This window comes from Aliarcobacter trophiarum LMG 25534, assembly GCF_003355515.1.
Taxonomy (GTDB): Bacteria; Campylobacterota; Campylobacteria; order Campylobacterales; family Arcobacteraceae; genus Aliarcobacter; species Aliarcobacter trophiarum.
This window is the reverse complement of sequence record NZ_CP031367.1, coordinates 1,896,623-1,915,613: the sequence shown is the minus strand read 5'-3', so window position 1 is coordinate 1,915,613 and position 18,991 is coordinate 1,896,623. Positions and strand designations below refer to the sequence as shown.

The window sequence follows — 18,991 nt, the reverse complement described above, 5'->3', positions numbered from 1 at the left end:
AATAACCTAAAAATTAAATTTAATTAAGCATTTATTATAGCTAAATATTTTATAAATTAGCTTCAACTATAAAAAATATGGAAAATAATTAAATTATCCACGATGTGAATAAGTAGTGAATAGCATTAATATTTTCTAACTAAAAACATAGTTAAAACTTGATACAATCGTATATTTACAAATGTGAAAATAAAAAACAAAAAAAGAGTGAAATAGTGAAAATATTGGGAATAGACCCAGGTACGCGAAATTGTGGATATGCTGTAATAGAAAAAAATGGAAGAGATTTAAAGCTAATTGAAGCAGGTCTTATAAAGATAAAAACTACAATTTTACAGGAACAAATAGTAGAGATGACAGAGGGAATTGATTTAATTTTTAAAGCATATAAAATAGATGAAGTTTCTATTGAAGATATGTTTTATGCATTTAATCCAAAAACTGTTATAAAGCTTGCACAATTTCGTGGAGCAATCTCTCTAAAGATTTTACAAAACTTTGGAAATTTTGCAGAATATACTCCACTTCAAGTAAAACAAGCAGTTACAGGAAATGGTAAAGCTACAAAAGAGCAAGTATCTTTTATGGTTAAAAAGCTTTTAGGAATAAAAAAAGAGATAAAACCACTTGATATAACAGATGCAATAGCAATTGCATTAACACATTCTCAAAGAGTAAAAGGATAAAAATAGTGAAAACATGTAAAAAAATAGGAATTTTGGCTTCATATAATGGAAGTGGATTTGAGACAATACAAAAAGCTATCGAAGCTGGAATTTTAGATGCAAAAGTTTGTGTAATAATAACAAATAACTCAAATGCTGGAGTTTTAGGAAAAGCAAAAAATTATAATATTGATAGTTTTGTAATAAATTCAAAAATCTTTCCAAATGAAAACTTAGATTTAAAAATAGCACAAATATTAAAAGATTATAATTGTGATTATATATTTTTATCTGGATATATGAAAAAAATAGAAGAAAATTTACTTAAATTTTTTCCAAAAAAGATAATAAATACTCACCCAGCAATTTTACCATCAATCTATGGTGGAGCAGGAATGTATGGGAGTTTTGTTCATGAAGCTGTTGTAAAAAATGGTGAGAAAAAGTCAGGTTGTACAATTCACTATATAGATGAAAATTATGATGAGGGTGAAACTATTTTGATAAAAGAGCTAGAATTAAGTAAAGATGAAACAGCTAAAAGTTTAGAAGAAAAAATTAAAGAACTAGAAAAAATAGCAATAGTTGAGGCATTTAAAAAAGTTTTAGAAGAGGAATAAATTCCTCTTCTAATATATTTATTTAATAAAATTTGCTAACTCTTCTTTTGTAGAAATTTTATCTATTTTTACAACTTTTCCATTTTCTAAACTATAAATAATAATTTTTCCTTCTTCTTTTGTGAAATTATCTTTATTTGTATCATCTAAAAGAAGAACTGAAAAAGGATATTTTTTCATTTTTGGTAATGCTATAAATTTAGAAATAAGGCTAGGCATTCCAGAAATATCAGCTACATAAACGGCACTATTTTTTTCTAAAATGTTCTCTTTTTCACTTAATGGTAAAAGGTAATCTCTTAGTAAATCACTTGTTTTTTTATCACTTGCAAAAAGTATAGTTTTTACATTTGCATCAATAGTCTTTTCAACTTCATTTTGATCTTTGATTTTTATAGTTTCAATAACACTATCAATAGCAAGTGGTGATGCATTTAATCCTAAAGCTAATAAAGAAGCTAAAAGTATTTTTTTTAACATATTTTTCCTTTAAAAATTTTTCAAAGGATTTTAGCAATATAAAGTAAATAGTAGATTAATTATCTTTTAAAAGTGTCGGTAAATGCCACTTTTTGTAGTACGCATAAACTCTTAAAAGAACTCCAAAAATAAAAACTATTAAAAGAGTCATAAAATTTCTTATTTCAAACATCTCTAAAAGATATACCATAGAACCAACAATTAAAGCGACTGTTGCATAAAACTCTGAAACTAAAATAAATGGCATACGATTTATAAGCACATCTCTGATTGTTCCACCACCAACTGCTGTTATAAATGCAAGTATTATTACACTTAAAAAGTTAAATCCACTCTCTATTGCAATTATTGAACCAGTTATTGCAAAAGAGGATAATCCTATTGCATCAGAAATTATAAATGCCCATTTTCCTTCTAAGTTTGTAATTTTATGAAGTTTAAAAAGCATTGCTATTAAAACTGTTGCTATTACAAGACTTAGTGGAAGATTTGAAGTAAAAACATAAGGAGTTCTATCTACTAAAACATCTCTTGTCATTCCACCACCAAAAGCAGTTAAAAATGCAGAGATAAAAACTCCTAAAATATCAAGTTTGCAGTGAACTGCTATTAAAAATCCACTTAAAGCAAAGCAGATTATTCCTATAATATCAGCAATTTCTAAGGCGCTCATCTAAGAAGCTCTTGCATTGCTAGTGCAGTTTGTCTAATCTCCCATTGAGCTGTTTCATCTAATCTTAATTTAAAATAATTATCTAGTTGTTTTGGCATATATGCAGCCCAAATTTGTGTATATCCCATTTGAGGAATTACTCGTCTTGCTTCTTGTGGTTTAACTCCAGCTTCAAGAAGTTCAAAATATAAATCTGTACTTTGTTTGATTAATTTATCTACTTTTGGGTTATTTTTTAATTTTTCACTAATATAAAATTCAAATGGAACTCTTTTACCACTTACATATCTACGACTAAGCTCTTGCCATGATACTCTATGTCTTACCATTTGGCTTCTTGTTGGTAAATCTACTTTATATAAAAATACTTTAAAGTAGTTTTTAATAATTTCGCACTCCTCTTTTGTATTAAAGATAGTTCTAATATCAAAACTAAATAGATTTGAGCTATTTTCATAGTCGTAAACTAAAGCTCTATAGTTTGTAAGAAGATATTTATCATCAAGTTGTTCGCCATACTTTTTACAGTTTGAGTACTCTAAAGTTAGAATTTCTTTATGTTGAGGATTTTCATAATCAAGTAGTACTGGTACAAACTCAAAACTAGAACTTGGTAATCCCATACTTTCTGATGCTAATCTATTATATAAACTTTCACTTCCTAAAGCCTTAGGGTTTTGATAGCAAATACTTGCAACTTGAGTAATAGCTAATATTCTATTCTCTTCATTTAAGTTTGCACGACTAAAATCCCAATTCTCAACAAAGCCAATATCGTCATTTAAAATATTGTTATATCTGTTTATTAGCTCTATCATTTTGTACCTTTTTGAAATAAAATGTGAAGATTATACTTGAAATAGTTTTATAGAGTATTTAAAAAATAAAAAATAGATACTTTTTAGTATCTATTTTTGTAAAATATATCTAATAGTTGGTCCATCACTATCTATTAAAAGTACCTTATATCCATGATTTTTTGCATCTATTGGAATATTGTTTATACTTTGTGGACAATCACTAATAATTTCTAAAATCTCACCATCATTTAACTCTTTCATAGCTTCAAGAGTATTTATAGCTGGATATGGGCAAGGTTCACCTTGCATATCTATCCTATAATCTGGGATTATCTCTTTGTTTTCCATCTATTCTCCTTATCTATTTCTTGATTTTCTTAAATATTTTTTTTCTAAAACTAGGATTACTATAAAAAATAGTAAAAGTAATCCATAGTTTGCTACTAATCCACCATAATTACCAAACTCTTGGAGTAAGTTTATTTTTGGCCAAGATGTTGCAAGAGGTTCACTTATATCATCCCAAACAAAGGCTAAAAGTGTAGCTCCAATAATATTTCCAACTCCAACAATTGCAAAATGAACTTGTCCTTCAACCGCTCTATACATCCAACCACACTCACAACCACCTGCAATTACTATTCCAAATCCGAATAAAAGCCCACCAATAACTACATTTGGTCCAGTCCAAAATATTTTAGGTGTAGCCCCCATATTTAAATATGTAAACACACCTAAAGTTGCAACAGCCATACCAATAATAATTGCAATAGCTAATTCACTTCTTCCCGTTGTAAAAATATCCCTAAATGCAGATGTAAAACAGATTTGTGCTTTTGCAATAATCAGTCCAAAACTAGCTCCAAAAAGTGTAGCCATTCCTAACTTTGTACTATTTGCAAAAAAGATTAAATATAAAGCATAAATAATTATTAAAATAAATACCAATGTTCCTAGTGTAAAAAATTTCTTAACCTTAGTTTCGTCGTGTGGTAGGTTTTTTGTATCACATACTTTTTGCATTTTTATTTTAGATTGAAAATATGGGCTTAGCGCTACTTTTACCCCAAAATAAACTCCAACCATCATAAAAGCTGTAAATACCCAAGCATGAAAAGAGAACTGTGGGATACCTGTAAAAAAACTTGCCAAATTACAACCCATTCCTAATCTTGCTCCAAATCCAGCAATAATTCCACCTATAAGTGCTTGATAAACTCGTAGTTTATTAACTGGCATTCTAAACTTTACATTGTTCCCCCAAAATGCGGCAGCTATACATCCAGCAAACATACCAATTATCATAACCCCATCAACTCTTGTAAAAATATTTCCTTCTATACTCATAAGTTTATAGTATCCCCAAGATGAAACATCTACTCCAAAAAGTTGTAAAAAGTGCCCACCCCATCTTGTAAATTCACCTGTAACTGCCCAGTAAGTTCCTGTAATTCCAAAATAATAAGCACTTAAAATTCCTAAAGCTATAACTGCAGGAACAGGCTTCCAAAACTTTGTTAAATAGTTTTGTCGTAAATTTTGCAAAAATTCCATATTTTGCTTCCTAACAAAAATAAAAATAAAATGATTGACATTTTCCATAATTAAGATTTAAAAAATTAAAATGAAGTTTTGTCTGTTTACACCGTAAACCTAAAGGGAGAAATTTTAAGCTAAATAAGATTAATTTAAGCTAAAAAGTAATTTTTTTTTACTTATATATTTTTTATATTCTGATTTTATTTAACCATATTTTAAGCTATTATAAGAACTTAAGTTTTTTTTAGATACAATCCGCGAAAATTTTATATAAAGAAGAAGTATGAGAGACATTAGAAATATAGCAGTAATTGCACACGTTGACCACGGAAAAACGACAACAGTTGATGAGCTGTTAAAACAGAGTGGTACATTTTCATCTCATCAAAATGTAGATGAAAGAGTTATGGATAGCAATGCAATTGAGAAAGAAAGAGGAATTACAATTCTTTCTAAAAATACAGCAATTGATTACGAAGGTGTTAGAATTAACATCATAGACACTCCTGGACATGCCGATTTTGGTGGAGAAGTTGAGAGGGTTTTAAAAATGGTTGATAGTGTTTTACTTCTTGTAGATGCACAAGAGGGAGTTATGCCACAAACTAAGTTTGTTGTTAAAAAAGCATTATCATTGGGACATAGACCAATTGTTGTTGTAAACAAAATAGATAAACCAGCAGCTGAACCTGATAGAGTTGTTGATGAAGTTTTTGACCTTTTTGCACAAATGGATGCAACAGAAGAACAACTAGATTTCCCAGTAATTTATGCAGCCGCTAGAAGTGGATTTGCAAGATATAATCCAACTGATGATAATATGGATTTTAAACCACTTTACGAAACTATTTTAAAAGAAGTTCCAAAGCCAAAAGGTGAAGATTCAAATGGATTACAACTTCAAGTTTTTACTCTTGATTATGATAATTTTATAGGTAAAATTGGAATAGCTAGAATTTTTAATGGAACAATATCTCAAGGAGAAACAGTTGTTTTATGTAAAGCAGATGGAGAAAAAATTAAAGGTAGAGTATCTAAACTTATTGGATTTAAAGGGCTTGAAAGAATTGATATAAAAACAGCAGGAGCTGGTGATATTGTTGCTGTTGCTGGATTTGAGACAATTGATGTTGGAGATAGTTTATGTGATCCAAATAATCCAATGCCACTAGATCCTATGCATATAGAAGAGCCAACACTTTCTGTAACATTCTCTGTAAATGACTCACCACTTGCTGGAACAGAAGGAAAATATGTAACTTCAAATAAAATTGATGAGAGATTAAGAGCTGAGATGAATACAAATATTGCTATGGGATATGAGCAAATTGGTGAGGGTAAATTTAAAGTAAATGGAAGAGGTGAACTTCAAATTACAATTTTAGCTGAAAATATGAGAAGAGAAGGTTTTGAGTTTTGTATAGGAAGACCTGAAGTAATTATTAGAGAAGAGAATGGTGTAAAAATGGAGCCATTTGAGCATCTTGTAATTGATACACCAGATGAGTTTAGTGGAGCTATTATTGAAAAGCTAGGAAAAAGAAAAGCTGTTATGACTAATATGGTTCCAATGGGTGAAGGATTTACAAGATTAGAGTTTGAAATTCCTGCACGAGGACTTATAGGAATTAGAACAGAGTTTTTAACTGAAACTAGAGGTGAGGGTGTTATGAATCACTCATTTTTAGAATTTAGACCATATAGTGGAACTGTTGAAAGTAGAAAATATGGAGCTTTAGTTTCTATGGAAAATGGAGAGGCTTTAGCATACTCAATTTTTAACTTACAAGATAGAGGAGTTATGTTTGTAAAACCTCAAGATAAAGTATATACAGGAATGATAGTTGGACAACATTCAAAAGATAATGATTTGGATGTAAATCCTATCAAAGGAAAACAACAGTCAAATGTAAGATCAAGTGGTGCTGATGAAGCTATTAGACTTATTCCACCAAAAATTATGTCTTTAGAAAATGCTTTAGAGTGGATTGAAGAGGATGAGTCGGTTGAGGTTACTCCTATTTCTGTTCGTATTAGAAAAAGAGAACTTGATCCAACTGTTAGAAAAAGAACAGCAAAAAAAGAAAAGAATGCTTAATTTTTTTCTTTTAAGCGAAACTTTTGTGATAGTAAAATATTGAGAAACAAAGAAAAATAGATAATATACAAATAATTTATTTTAAAAAGGAGAGAAGCAAACCTTCTCTCCTTTTTTTATATCTTGACACAAAATATAAAATCAAATATAATTTATCAATTAGGTAGGTAATAAATGAAAGTATCAAAAAAGACAGATTATGCATTAAGAGCATTATTTGCAGTAGCAGAAGCAGACAATCTTATTTCAATTCGAGAATTATCAGAATTAGTTGATGTTCCAAGAAGATTTTTAGAAAATATTATGCTTGAGATGAATAAAGCAGGGTGGGTAAAAAGTATTCCTGGAAGATATGGTGGCTATATCTTGGCAAAAAATGCAGATGAGATAACAATGGGTGAGGTTATACGATATTTTGAAGGTATGATTGCTATGATATCTTGTGTTTCTGTATCTAACTATGAACCATGTAGCCAAGAGGGAAAATGCTATTTTAGAAGAGTCTTTTTAAATATTAGAAATTTGACAGCGCAAATTTTGGATAGAACAACAATAGCTTCATGCTTAGGTCAAGCTCCAGTTACAAAAGAAGATGTTTTGAAAGAGGAGTTTGTTGGTGGTTTGGGTATTTAAAAAGTCATAAAAAGATTTTTTTAATATCTTTGTATTTTAGTATGGATTGTATTTTGAATTTCTTTATTAAATATAAACCCCTATTTTATGGCTATTATTAAGAAAATAAAAAATATTTTATAAAAACTCTTGACAAATATTTTTTTTATTATTATAATTTCACCAGTTTAGTAGGTGATAAATAATATTCGCCTTTGTTGAAAGGATAAGAGATGATGTGCGACATGTGTAATATATATAAATCAGAGAAAAGAAAATAGGTGAGATTTTTTAAAATCTTTAATTATCATACATTTAATGTATATTAAATCTAAAAGAGAGATAAAATGATAAAAAATATAGTGTTAGCATCACTGCTAGTATCAACATTAAGCTTTGCAAAAGAGTATGACTATAAAGCAGAAGCAATAAAAAAATCTATAGAGATTTTAAATGTATCGTATGACCCCACAAGAGAGTTATATGAAGAGTATAATAAAAACTTTGCAAAATATTGGCAAGAAAAAACTGGACAAAAAGTAACAATAAAACAGTCACATGGGGGTTCAGGAAAACAAGCAAGAGGGGTAATTGATGGATTAAAAGCTGATGTTGTAACTTTAGCACTAGCTTATGATATAGATGCAATTAGCCAAAAAGCTAATTTATTTCCTAAAGATTGGCAAAAAAAACTAGAGTATAACTCATCTCCTTACACTTCAACTATTGTATTTTTAGTAAGAAAAGGGAATCCAAAAGGAGTTAAAGATTGGAATGATTTAATAAAAGATGGGGTTGAAGTTATTACTCCAAACCCAAAAACTTCAGGAGGTGCAAGATGGAACTATCTTGCAGCTTATGCTTATGGTTTAAAAGAAGAGTTAGGAACTTTAGAGAAAATTGATTTTAATTCTAGTATCTACAAGAAAGCTGATAAAAAAGCAAAAGAGTATGTTACAAAACTTTTAAAACATGTTCCAGTTTTAGATTCAGGTGCTAGAGGAGCTACAAATACTTTTGTTCAAAGAAAGATTGGAGATGTTTTACTAGCTTGGGAAAATGAAGCATTTTTAGCAATAAATGAATTAGGAAAAGATGAATTTGAAATTGTTGTTCCATCTGTTTCAATATTAGCTGAGCCTCCAGTAACTGTTGTAGAACAAAATGCTATACAAAAAGAGACTTTGAATATTTCAACTGAATATTTAAAATATTTATATTCAAAAGCTGGGCAAACATTAGTTGCAAAACACTATTATAGACCAAGTGTTCCAAGCTTAGTCGAAAAAAAATATTTAGAAATTTTTCCAAAATTAGAGCTATTTAAAATAGAAGATGTTTTTATAAGTTGGGAAAATGCATAAAATATACATTTTAGTGATGGAGGAACTTTTGACACAATCTATAAATAGGTTTTGTCATATTTTCTAAGGGGTTAAAATGGTAAAAGTGTATATAACTAGAAATTTAAAAACATATACAAATGGTATCTTTGAAATTTCCTTACGAGGCGAAAATATAAAAGATATAATTGAGAATTTATTAGAAAAACATAATGGTCTAAAGAATTTTATATATACAAATGAAGACAAATTAAGTGATTATATAAAAATTTATTTAAATGAAAGAGAAATAAGAAATTTAAATAATCTTGATACAAAAGTTTACCAAGATGATAAAATAATTTTATTTCAAGCAATATGATAAATTAAAATAAAAGAGAGTTTAAATATCTCTTTGATATTCTTGCATTTGAATTTAAAGGATATTTATGTCAGAAAGATCAAAACAAACTCGACTCTCACAAGAAGAGATAGAGAGATATAGTAGGCACTTAATTCTACCCGAAGTGGGATTAGAAGGGCAGTTAAGATTAAAAAACTCTAAAGTTTTAGTTGTAGGAACAGGAGCTTTGGGTTCTCCTGTTCTTCTATATTTAAGTGCAGCAGGTATTGGAACTATTGGAATAATCGATTTTGATACATTGGATTTATCAAATCTACAAAGACAAGTCATTCATTCAACAAATGAAATAGGAAATTTAAAAATAAACTCAGCAAAAACTAGAATAAATGCAATAAATCCAAATATAGAAGTACTAGCTTATAGTGAAAAATTAACAAGTCAAAATGCTTTGGAAATTATAAAAAACTTTGATGTTATAGTAGATGGAACAGATAACTTTCCCACAAGATATTTAATAAATGATGCTTGTGTACTTTTAAACAAGCCTTTTGTTTATGGAGCAATTTTTAGATTTGAAGGGCAAACAACTGTTTTTAATGCAGATGAAGATACACCTTGCTATAGATGTATTTTTAGAGATCCACCAAAAGCTGGACTTGTTCCATCTTGTTCAGAAGCTGGAGTTTTAGGAGTTTTACCTGGAATTATAGGAACAATTCAAGCAAATGAAACTATTAAATTACTTTTAGGAGTAGGAGAAGTTTTAAAAGGAAGATTATTAACTTTAAATGCTTTGAAAACAGAGTTTAAAGAGTATAAGATAAAAAAAGATGTAAATTGTAAAGTATGTGGTGAGAATGCAACTATAAAAGAGCTTATTGATTATGAAGAGTTTTGTGGTCTAAAGAACCTTGATGAAAGCTTTGTAATAAAAGATATAACTATTGATGAGTTAAAAAGACTACTTGATGAAAAAGAAGATATACAAATAATAGATATAAGACAAAATATTGAGCCAGATTTAGAGATGATTAATGATTCAAAAAATATAAAAGCTGATGAAATAGTCCCAAAAATAGATGAACTACAAGCTTCTAAAAAATGTATAGTAGTTTGCACAATAGGTTTAAAAAGTAAAGAAGTCATTTTAAAGTTAAAAAAAGCTGGTTATAAAGGAGAGCTTTATAGTTTAAGAGGTGGAATTACATCTTGGGTTAATGATTTAAAAGATTAAACAATCTTTTTTATTCTAACATTAGAATACTTATCTAAAATAAAGATAGAAATAGATTATTTTGCTTATTTAATTTCCTCATTTTGAGTAAAACTTGTAAAGAACTAGATGTTGATTTTTTTAAGATTAATATTTTTGATTAGCAAAGAAATATCAAAAAATATGAGATTCCAGTAAGATAGTAACTTGACTCATTATATTATTTTTTTATTATGTCGAAAGGTAACATTATTATAAATTTATTATATTTAATAGTTATTTTCACCTTTAAATTTGGATTCTTTTGTTAGTATGTAAACTTTAAATTATATTTTGGGGGATATATGAATTCAGTAATAAAGAAATTTTCTTTTTTTCAAGCTTTAGCAATAACAATTATTTTGGTATTTGCTGTAATAAGTATTAGCATTGTTGTGAAAAATTTTATAACAAAAGATGTGAAAATTACATTTCAAGATAGAGTTTTGGACATAAAAGCTACTTTTGAAGTTTTAAATGAATCAATAAAAGAGTCTGCACTTTCAATTTCAAATGTTTTTACTACGCAGTTAAATAATATAGAGATAGATAATGTAAATAAAATAGATGTAAATGGTACTAAAACATCAATACTATTTTCAAATGGAGTTCCTCTTAATAATAATAATGCACTTATAGATAATTTTACAAAAACAACAGGAGCTGTTGCTACTGTATTTGTAAAGCAAGAAGATGGTTTTTTTAGAATAGCAACATCGTTGCATAAAGAAGATGGAACAAGAGCTATTGGAACTTTTCTAGCAAAAGATAGCCCAGCATTTTCAAAAATATTGAATAAAGAGGATTATTTAGGAAGTGTAGAACTTTTTGGAAAAAAATATATGACAGTTTATAAGCCAATTATTCAAGATGGTGAGGTTATAGGAATACTATTCGTTGCATATAATTTTGATAAGCTATATAGTATTTTAGAGGGTAAGCTAGAGAGAATAAAATTTGGTGAAAAAGGTTATTTATATACTATTGATTCAAAAGCTGAAATTCTAACAATTCACCCAACATTAAAAAATAAAAAATTAAATGAGCTTGATAAAAATGTAGAAGAAGCTCTAAAAGAGATGATAAATAAAAAAGAGGGTGTTCTCTCGTATGAATTTAACGATGGTAAAGATATAGTACATAAATTATCTGCATTCACTACTTTTGACGAGTGGAATATGGTTATTGTAACAAATTCGGATATTGAAAGTTTACTTGTGTTAAATGATACATTAAGACAATATTCGATTTTTGGTGGAATATTGTTATTACTAACACTATTAGCAATAAGTTACTACACAATTAAGAAAACAGTAAATGAACCACTTTTAATAATTAATAAAGATTTAGATGAATTCTTTGCTTATTTAAATAGAGAGAAAGAGAATATTGATTTTGTCCATGTAAATACAAAAGATGAGTTTGGAAGAATGTCAAAAATATTAAGTGATAATATTGAAAAAACAAGAGTAGGAATAGAAGAAGATAGAAAGTTAATTAATGAAACAATCTCTGTTTTAAGTGAGTTTGAACATGGTGATTTATGCCAAAGAATAAATATAGAAGTATCAAATCCAGCACTGATACAACTAAAAAATGTTTTAAATAAAATGGCAAATAATTTAGAGAATAATATTGAAAATGTACTTGATATTTTGGAAAAATATTCAGAATATAACTATCTGAGTAAAATTCCAACAAAAGATTTAAAAGAGCATTTACTAAAACTTGCGAATGGCGTTAATACTTTAGGAGACTCTATTACAACTATGTTAATAGAGAACAAAAAAAATGGATTAACTCTTGGTGATAGTTCAAATGTTTTACTTGAAAATGTAAATAAATTAAATAGTTCTTCAAATAGTGCAGCAGCTTCACTAGAAGAGACAGCAGCAGCAATTGAAGAGATTACATCAACTGTTAGAAGTAATAGTGAAAATATCACAAAAATGGCACTATTATCAAATGATGTTACAAAATCTGTAGTAGTTGGTGAAAAATATGCAAATCAGACAACAACTGCAATGGATGAGATAAATACACAAGTAAATCTTGTAAATGAGGCAATAGGAGTAATTGATAATATAGCATTTCAAACAAATATTCTTTCATTAAATGCAGCAGTAGAAGCGGCAACAGCAGGAGAGGCAGGGAAAGGGTTTGCAGTTGTTGCACAAGAGGTAAGAAATCTAGCAAGTAGAAGTGCAGAAGCCGCAAAAGAGATTAAAGATATTGTTGAACTTGCTACACAAAAAGCAAATGAAGGGAAAGAGATTGCAAATAGTATGATTGATGGGTATAAAGAGCTAAATTCAAATGTTTCTCAAACTATTAATCTAATTACAGATATTCAAAACTCTTCAAAAGAGCAACTATTAGGGATTGAACAGATTAATGATGTTGTAAATAATCTTGATAGACAAACTCAACAAAATGCCCAAATTGCATCTGAAACAAATGAGATTGCAAAGTTGACAGATAGTATTGCAAAAGTAATTGTGGATGATACAAATAGTAAAGAGTTTCATGGGAAAGATAGTGTACGAAGTGCAGAAATAGAAGCTTAATTAAGTGAAAGGTAAAAAGTTTAAGATATCTTTTTACTTTTTATTGACAAATAAAAAATAAATAGTTATAATTCACCAATTTTATAGATGATTAATTTAATCATCTATTTTTTTGTTTAATTTTAACATTCACAAATTTAGTGTATGTTATATGAAAGGGTTTAAATGAGATTAAATTTTGGAATATTAAAAAGATCAAATTCACCAATTCCTGGATTTGGTTTGACTATTGGATATACAGTGTTTTATTTAAGTATTATTGTACTAATACCTATAATTGCACTTTTTACTGAGGCATTTAGTATGGGATTTGATACTTTTATCAAAGCTACAACAGATTCAAGAGTAATAGCAAGTTATAAACTGACTTTTGCAACTTCATTTATAGCTGCAGTTATAAATACAATTTTTGGTTTAATTGTTGCTTGGTGCTTAGTAAGATATACATTCTTTGGTAAGAGAGTTTTTGATGCAATAGTTGATCTACCTTTTGCACTTCCAACTGCTGTTTCAGGTATTGCACTTACAACACTTTACTCATCACAAGGTTGGTTTGGACAATATTTAGAGCCTTTAGGGTTAAAAATAGTTTTTACACCAATAGGAATAACTGTAGCTTTGATATTTATAGGAGTTCCTTTTGTGGTAAGAACAGTACAACCTGCACTTGAAGAGATACAAATAGAGCAAGAAGAAGCAAGTGCAAGTTTGGGTGCAAGTAGATGGCAGACTTTTTATAAAGTAATCCTTCCTACAATCTTTCCAGCAGTTTTAACAGGATTCTCACTTTCATTTGCAAGAGCTTTAGGTGAGTATGGTTCAGTTGTTTTTATTGCTGGAAATATGCCATTCAAAACAGAGATTAGTACACTTCTGATTATTACAAAACTAGAACAATATGATTATGCAGGTGCTACAGCTATTGCTGTTATGATGCTTCTTATCTCTTTTATGATGTTACTACTTATTAATATACTTCAAAGATGGAGCTCAAAAAGAAAAGGAATGGAGGCGATATGAAAACTATAAGTAATACAAAGAAATTACAAAATGAGTCAAGATTAATAAAATATCTTTTGATATTTACTGCTATTGCTTTTTTAATGATAATACTTGTAGTTCCACTAATTACAATTTTTGCGGAAGCATTTAGAAAAGGTTATGAAGCATATTTTTTAAGTTTTAATGATGAATATGTATTAAGTGCATTAAAACTTACATTTATAACAGCAGCAATTGCAGTTCCACTAAATGTTATTTTTGGGATATGTGCATCTTGGGCAGTTGCAAAATACTCATTTTTTGGTAAAAGTTTTTTAATAACTTTAATTGATTTGCCATTTGCTGTAAGTCCTGTAATTTCAGGGTTTGTATATATCTTACTTTTTGGAGCTCAAGGTTGGTTTGGGCACTATTTAATGGAACATGATATTCAAATAATTTTTGCAGTTCCAGGAATTGTATTAGCAACTATATTTGTAACATTTCCATTTGTTGCAAGAGAATTGATACCTTTAATGCAAGAGATGGGAAATGATGAAGAACAAGCTGCCTTACTTTTAGGTGCTAGTGGTTTTCAAACATTTTGGAAAGTTACTTTGCCAAATATAAAATGGGGATTACTTTATGGGGTAATTTTATGTAATGCAAGAGCAATGGGAGAGTTTGGAGCTGTTTCAGTAGTTTCAGGTCACATTCAAGGATTGACAAACACTATGCCACTACAAGTTGAGATTTTATACAACGAATACAACTTTGTTGCAGCTTTTGCTGTTTCAACACTTTTGGCACTTTTGGCACTTTTTACTTTAGTTTTAAAATATATTTTAGAGTGGAAAGTTCAAAGAAAAATTAAAAAATTAGATAATAAGAGTAAAAAATGAAAATAGAAGTAAAAGAGTTAACAAAATATTTTGGAGAGTTTAAGGCATTGGAAAATGTAAATTTAGATATTGTTGAAGGGGAATTATTAGCACTTTTAGGACCTTCTGGAAGTGGTAAAACAACACTTTTAAGAATGATTGCTGGGCTTGAAACAGTTGATAATATTGATAAAGGAGAGATTCTTTTTAATAATATTGATGTTTCAAAGAAAGATATAAAAGATAGAGATATAGGGTTTGTTTTTCAGCACTATGCACTATTTAGGCATATGACAGTATTTGAAAATATTGCTTTTGGTCTTAGAATAAAACCAAAAAAAGAGAGACTTAGTAATAGAGAAATAGAGCAAAAAGTTATAAATCTATTAAAATTAATTCAACTTGATGGTTTTACTTCAAGATTTCCTTGGCAACTTTCAGGTGGACAAAGACAAAGAGTTGCATTAGCAAGAGCTTTAGCTGTTGAACCAAAAGTTTTACTTTTAGATGAACCTTTTGGTGCTCTTGATGCAAAGGTTAGAGCAGATTTAAGAAGATGGTTAAAAGAGCTTCAAGAAGAGCTAGGAATTACAACTATTCTAGTAACTCACGACCAAGAAGAAGCACTTGAAGTTGCAAATAGAGTTGTTGTAATAAATAGAGGAAAAATTGAGCAAATAGGAACTCCAGAAGAGGTTTTTCATAACCCTAAAAATGAGTTTGTAATAAACTTTTTAGGAAATGTAAATCTATTTCATGCAAGAGAGATAGAAAATAGTGCTAATTTAGAAGATACACAAGATAATAAATATCTTATTCGTCCTCACGAATTAGAGGTAGTTAATATAAATGATGATGAGGCAATAATTCATGCAAAAGTAAAATATATACAGTTGGCTGGTTCTTTTGTAAAAGTTGAATTAATATATTTAAATGATGAGAAAAGAGTTATTTTAGTTGAGATGTCTCACTATGAGTTTAGTGATAAGAATATTAAAAAAGGAGATATTGTAGGAGTTCGTACTAGAAAACTTAGAAGTTTTGAATATGGTGCAGGAATTTAATTGATTACAATCAATATAAAATTAACTATAAATAGATAATATCAAAAAAATTCTTTAGGATTTAAAATGTTAATAGATAAAAATAGTTTACCAAAAGTTGATATGGATTTTATGAATGAAACACATTTTGAGGATGTTGATTTTATAAATAAACTTTATGAAAATATTGAAGAGTTTGAAAAGGATAACTCTATTACAAATTTTGAGAGTATAAAACATTCTTATAAAAATTGGTTAGATCATACAGTACAACACTTTGCAACAGAAGAAGAAGAGATGGAAAAAAGAGGTTTTTTTGCTTATCCATTTCATAAAGCTGAGCATGATGCAAATATTGAAGACATGAGAGATGTTTGGAGTAGTTTTGAAGCCTCTAAAAATATATCAGAGCTTAAACACTATATAGAGTATGATGTGGTAAATTGGTTGATAAATCATATAAAATCTATGGATACTGTAACTGCTAGATTTTTTAAAACAGGAGTTATGGGTGGTTGTGGAATGATGTAAAAAGCAATTTTGCTTTTTTACACTTTAAGATTTAAAATGCTTATCTCACTACTAGCACCTAGTCTCATAGGTGGTCCCCAAAATCCCGTTCCTTTATTTACATAAACTTGTGTTGTTTCATTATGTTGGTGAAGTCCTTTTACATAAGGTTGTTCAAGTTTTACTAAGAAATTAAATGGAAAAATTTGACCACCATGAGTATGTCCACATAAAACTAAATCTATATTTTTTGTATCTACTAAATCTTTTAAATATTTTGGTTGATGAGCTAAAAGTACAATAGGACTGTTATCACAATTTTTTAAGGTTTCATCTATATCGGGAATGTATGAACCATATTTAAATCCAAATCTATCATAAACTCCTGCTAGATTAAAACCAAAATCTTTCTCTCCTATATAAACAGTCTCATTCTCTAAAGTTTTTATACCTAAAGAGTTTACATATGAGATTATTGGAGCAACTCCATGAAAATACTCATGATTTCCAACTATAAAATATGTTCCATAAAGAGTTTTTATATTTCTTAACTCATCTAAAGCTGGCTTTGCAAACTCTAGCTTGGTGTCCACTAGGTCACCAGTTATTACTACCACATCAGCATTTAAGATATTTATTTTTTTTACTAAATTTGCTATAAACTTTTTATCTATAAGTCCACCAATATGAACATCACTAATTTGTACTATTTTATATGGTTTTTTAAGATTATCTATCTTTATATCTACAGCCTCAAGCTCTAAATGTCTTGCATTATCCATAGCTTTTAGGTTTGTTGCTAAAATTAAAGATGTAGCACCTATATCAAATGATTTTTTAAAGAATTCTCTTCTTTTTACTGATATTTTTGATTTTTTGAAAAGTTTTTTAAATCCAATTGAGGTGATATCGTGAAAAATGGTGATTATAAATGTTAAAAAAATCACCCCAATTGGTAGGGAAAGGAGAAAATAGAGCCAATTTGGCACTAATGGGAAGTATCTAGCAAGTGGGTACAGTAAAGCACCAAAAAATGTTAGATATAATGCAAAGCCAAAATACTTCCTAGTTTTATGTTTAAAATCTAGCCTATTTACAAACCTTTGTTTTATTATATAGGTCTGAAAGGAGAAGGCTATAAAATAGACCAAAAAGAAAATCATAAAACTCATGAAGGAAGTATAGATATCTAGAGTTAATAGTTTTTTAATAGAGTATTAATAGTTTGTATCTTTTTAACATTAAATCACTAAACTCTTTTTTATCTCATCAACCAAAGCTTTTATCTCCTCTTTTGTATGAGTAAAATGTACACCAACTCTTAGCCACCCTGGACGATTCTTCATAGAAACTTTTTTTAGCCCCAATAAATCATGTCCATAAGGTCCAGCACAAGAGCATCCAGCCCTTGTCTGAAAGCCACTATTTGAGAGTTTTTCACATAATGCATAAGGATTAAAATCTTTTATATTAAAAGATACAATTCCAATATTTTGACTCTTTTTGTTCCCATAAATAAGTAGATTTTCTATACTTTTTAACTCTTCTAAAAGATATAAATATAGCTCTTTCTTTCTATTTTCTATATATTCAAAACCAACTTCATTTCTCAAACTATATGCCAAAGCAGCTCTTATAAATTGAGTTATTGCTGGAGTTCCAGCATCTTCTCTTAGTTCTATTTGCTCTTCATAGATTTGGCTATTTTTATTTACATATTTTACTGTCCCACCACCTGCAAAAGTAGGAGACAAAGAGGTATCCACAAGATATTTTTTTACTACTAAAACTCCGCAAGAACCAACTCCACCTAAAAGTTTATGGGGAGATAAAAATAGAGCATCATAGTATGAAGATGAAATATTCATATATGAACTACAAGTTGCCGCATCAAAACATACAGTTGCTTTATATTTTCGTAAAAGGTTTGAGATTTTTTTATAGCAAGTTATTATTCCACTCACATTTGAAGCAATTGTAAAAGAGCCTATTATTTCACGATTTTTGTTTTTTTCTAGTATCTCTTCTAGATGTTCAAGGTCTATTAAACCATCTTTTTTTAGTTTCACTCTTTTAACTTGTGCCAAACTCTCTCTAAAACTTACTTCGTTTGAGTGGTGTTCGTATGGTCCAACAATTACTAAAGGCATACTTTTATTATTTGTTTTTAGTTTTAATCTCTCTTTTGTTTTTGGTGGAATATAAAGCCCTAAAATCTCTTGAAGTTTTTTTATAGCTCCTGTTGCTCCAGAACCACAAGGTAAAATAGCGAAACTATCATCAAGTTCTAAACTTTTTTGTAAACTTTGTCTTGCATCTTCATAATATTTTGTAGTAATTTTTGCATTACCACTCTCTTTTGAGTGTGTATTTGCATAGGTTTCTAGTACATCAAAAATTCTATTTTCTATCTGTCTAAAACCTAAACCTGAAGCTGTAAAATCAAAATATTTATCTTTATTTTTACTAATTGTGTTATATCTTAGAAAATTTAACTTATCACTATTTTCATTTAAAAATGGTCTAAAAATATCTTTTATCATAATAAAACTCTTTAAATTATAATCTTTTATAAAAGTTATAA

Annotated in this window: 19 protein-coding genes; 12 read left to right on the top strand and 7 right to left on the bottom strand. The window is 28.6% G+C overall.

Features of this window, described 5'->3' with window-relative positions; translation table 11 throughout:
* The first annotated feature begins 215 nt into the window (after positions 1-215).
* On the top strand, positions 216-686 hold the full coding sequence (ruvC, locus tag ATR_RS09805) for a crossover junction endodeoxyribonuclease RuvC (RefSeq protein ID WP_115429362.1): 471 nt from the start codon (positions 216-218) through the stop codon (positions 684-686).
* Between the two features lie 5 nt (positions 687-691).
* Entirely contained in the window at positions 692-1,285 is a 594-nt protein-coding gene (purN, locus tag ATR_RS09800; RefSeq protein WP_228254235.1) for a phosphoribosylglycinamide formyltransferase, read from the top strand.
* Between the two features lie 18 nt (positions 1,286-1,303).
* Here the strand turns inward: purN and ATR_RS09795 are convergent, their stop codons facing one another.
* From ATR_RS09795 to yedE, 5 genes are all read right to left on the bottom strand, one after another.
* The gene (locus ATR_RS09795) at positions 1,304-1,765 is read right to left on the bottom strand and encodes a hypothetical protein (RefSeq protein ID WP_115429358.1); all 462 of its coding nucleotides are present in this window, start codon (positions 1,763-1,765) and stop codon (positions 1,304-1,306) included.
* A 55-nt stretch (positions 1,766-1,820) separates the two neighbouring features.
* On the bottom strand, positions 1,821-2,438 hold the full coding sequence (locus tag ATR_RS09790) for a trimeric intracellular cation channel family protein (protein WP_115429355.1): 618 nt from the start codon (positions 2,436-2,438) through the stop codon (positions 1,821-1,823).
* The gene (locus ATR_RS09785; protein WP_115429354.1) at positions 2,435-3,256 is read right to left on the bottom strand and encodes an FAD-dependent thymidylate synthase; all 822 of its coding nucleotides are present in this window, start codon (positions 3,254-3,256) and stop codon (positions 2,435-2,437) included. The genes ATR_RS09790 and ATR_RS09785 overlap by 4 nt, the downstream gene beginning before the upstream one ends.
* A gap of 90 nt (positions 3,257-3,346) precedes the next feature.
* Complete coding sequence (gene yedF, locus ATR_RS09780) at positions 3,347-3,586, bottom strand: sulfurtransferase-like selenium metabolism protein YedF (protein ID WP_109065934.1); 240 nt, start codon at positions 3,584-3,586, stop codon at positions 3,347-3,349.
* A gap of 9 nt (positions 3,587-3,595) precedes the next feature.
* The gene (gene yedE, locus ATR_RS09775) at positions 3,596-4,792 is read right to left on the bottom strand and encodes a selenium metabolism membrane protein YedE/FdhT (RefSeq protein ID WP_115429352.1); all 1,197 of its coding nucleotides are present in this window, start codon (positions 4,790-4,792) and stop codon (positions 3,596-3,598) included.
* A gap of 268 nt (positions 4,793-5,060) precedes the next feature.
* Between yedE and typA the strand changes: the two genes are divergently transcribed.
* The 10 genes from typA to ATR_RS09725 all read left to right on the top strand — a co-directional run bounded on the left by typA (position 5,061) and on the right by ATR_RS09725 (position 16,428).
* Positions 5,061-6,875, top strand: a complete 1,815-nt coding sequence (gene typA, locus ATR_RS09770) for a translational GTPase TypA (RefSeq protein WP_115429350.1) — start codon at positions 5,061-5,063, stop codon at positions 6,873-6,875.
* A 174-nt stretch (positions 6,876-7,049) separates the two neighbouring features.
* Positions 7,050-7,508, top strand: coding sequence for an RrF2 family transcriptional regulator (locus tag ATR_RS09765; RefSeq protein WP_115429348.1), 459 nt, complete (start codon positions 7,050-7,052; stop codon positions 7,506-7,508).
* 326 nt (positions 7,509-7,834) lie between these two features.
* Complete coding sequence (locus ATR_RS09760) at positions 7,835-8,851, top strand: sulfate ABC transporter substrate-binding protein (RefSeq protein WP_115429347.1); 1,017 nt, start codon at positions 7,835-7,837, stop codon at positions 8,849-8,851.
* A 76-nt stretch (positions 8,852-8,927) separates the two neighbouring features.
* A complete protein-coding gene (locus ATR_RS09755) occupies positions 8,928-9,191 on the top strand; it encodes a ubiquitin family protein (RefSeq protein ID WP_115429345.1) in 264 nt (87 codons plus the stop codon).
* A 67-nt stretch (positions 9,192-9,258) separates the two neighbouring features.
* Positions 9,259-10,407 (top strand): molybdopterin-synthase adenylyltransferase MoeB, encoded by a 1,149-nt coding sequence (moeB, locus tag ATR_RS09750; protein ID WP_115429343.1) that lies wholly within the window; start codon positions 9,259-9,261, stop codon positions 10,405-10,407.
* 323 nt (positions 10,408-10,730) lie between these two features.
* Positions 10,731-12,992, top strand: a complete 2,262-nt coding sequence (locus ATR_RS09745; protein WP_115429341.1) for a methyl-accepting chemotaxis protein — start codon at positions 10,731-10,733, stop codon at positions 12,990-12,992.
* Positions 12,993-13,157: 165 nt separating this feature from the next.
* Complete coding sequence (gene cysT / locus ATR_RS09740; protein WP_115429339.1) at positions 13,158-14,012, top strand: sulfate ABC transporter permease subunit CysT; 855 nt, start codon at positions 13,158-13,160, stop codon at positions 14,010-14,012.
* The gene (gene cysW / locus ATR_RS09735) at positions 14,009-14,875 is read left to right on the top strand and encodes a sulfate ABC transporter permease subunit CysW (RefSeq protein ID WP_115429337.1); all 867 of its coding nucleotides are present in this window, start codon (positions 14,009-14,011) and stop codon (positions 14,873-14,875) included. Before cysT ends, cysW begins: the two co-directional genes overlap by 4 nt.
* Entirely contained in the window at positions 14,872-15,918 is a 1,047-nt protein-coding gene (locus ATR_RS09730; RefSeq protein WP_115429335.1) for a sulfate/molybdate ABC transporter ATP-binding protein, read from the top strand. The genes cysW and ATR_RS09730 overlap by 4 nt, the downstream gene beginning before the upstream one ends.
* Before the next feature lie 66 nt (positions 15,919-15,984).
* Positions 15,985-16,428 (top strand): bacteriohemerythrin, encoded by a 444-nt coding sequence (locus ATR_RS09725; RefSeq protein WP_115429333.1) that lies wholly within the window; start codon positions 15,985-15,987, stop codon positions 16,426-16,428.
* 17 nt (positions 16,429-16,445) lie between these two features.
* On the opposite strand, the gene ATR_RS09720 is transcribed toward ATR_RS09725, so the two are convergent.
* Both ATR_RS09720 and ATR_RS09715 read right to left on the bottom strand, forming a co-directional pair.
* A complete protein-coding gene (locus tag ATR_RS09720) occupies positions 16,446-17,354 on the bottom strand; it encodes a metallophosphoesterase (RefSeq protein ID WP_228254234.1) in 909 nt (302 codons plus the stop codon).
* Between the two features lie 294 nt (positions 17,355-17,648).
* On the bottom strand, positions 17,649-18,950 hold the full coding sequence (locus ATR_RS09715; RefSeq protein WP_115429329.1) for an aminotransferase class V-fold PLP-dependent enzyme: 1,302 nt from the start codon (positions 18,948-18,950) through the stop codon (positions 17,649-17,651).
* Positions 18,951-18,991: the final 41 nt, after the last annotated feature.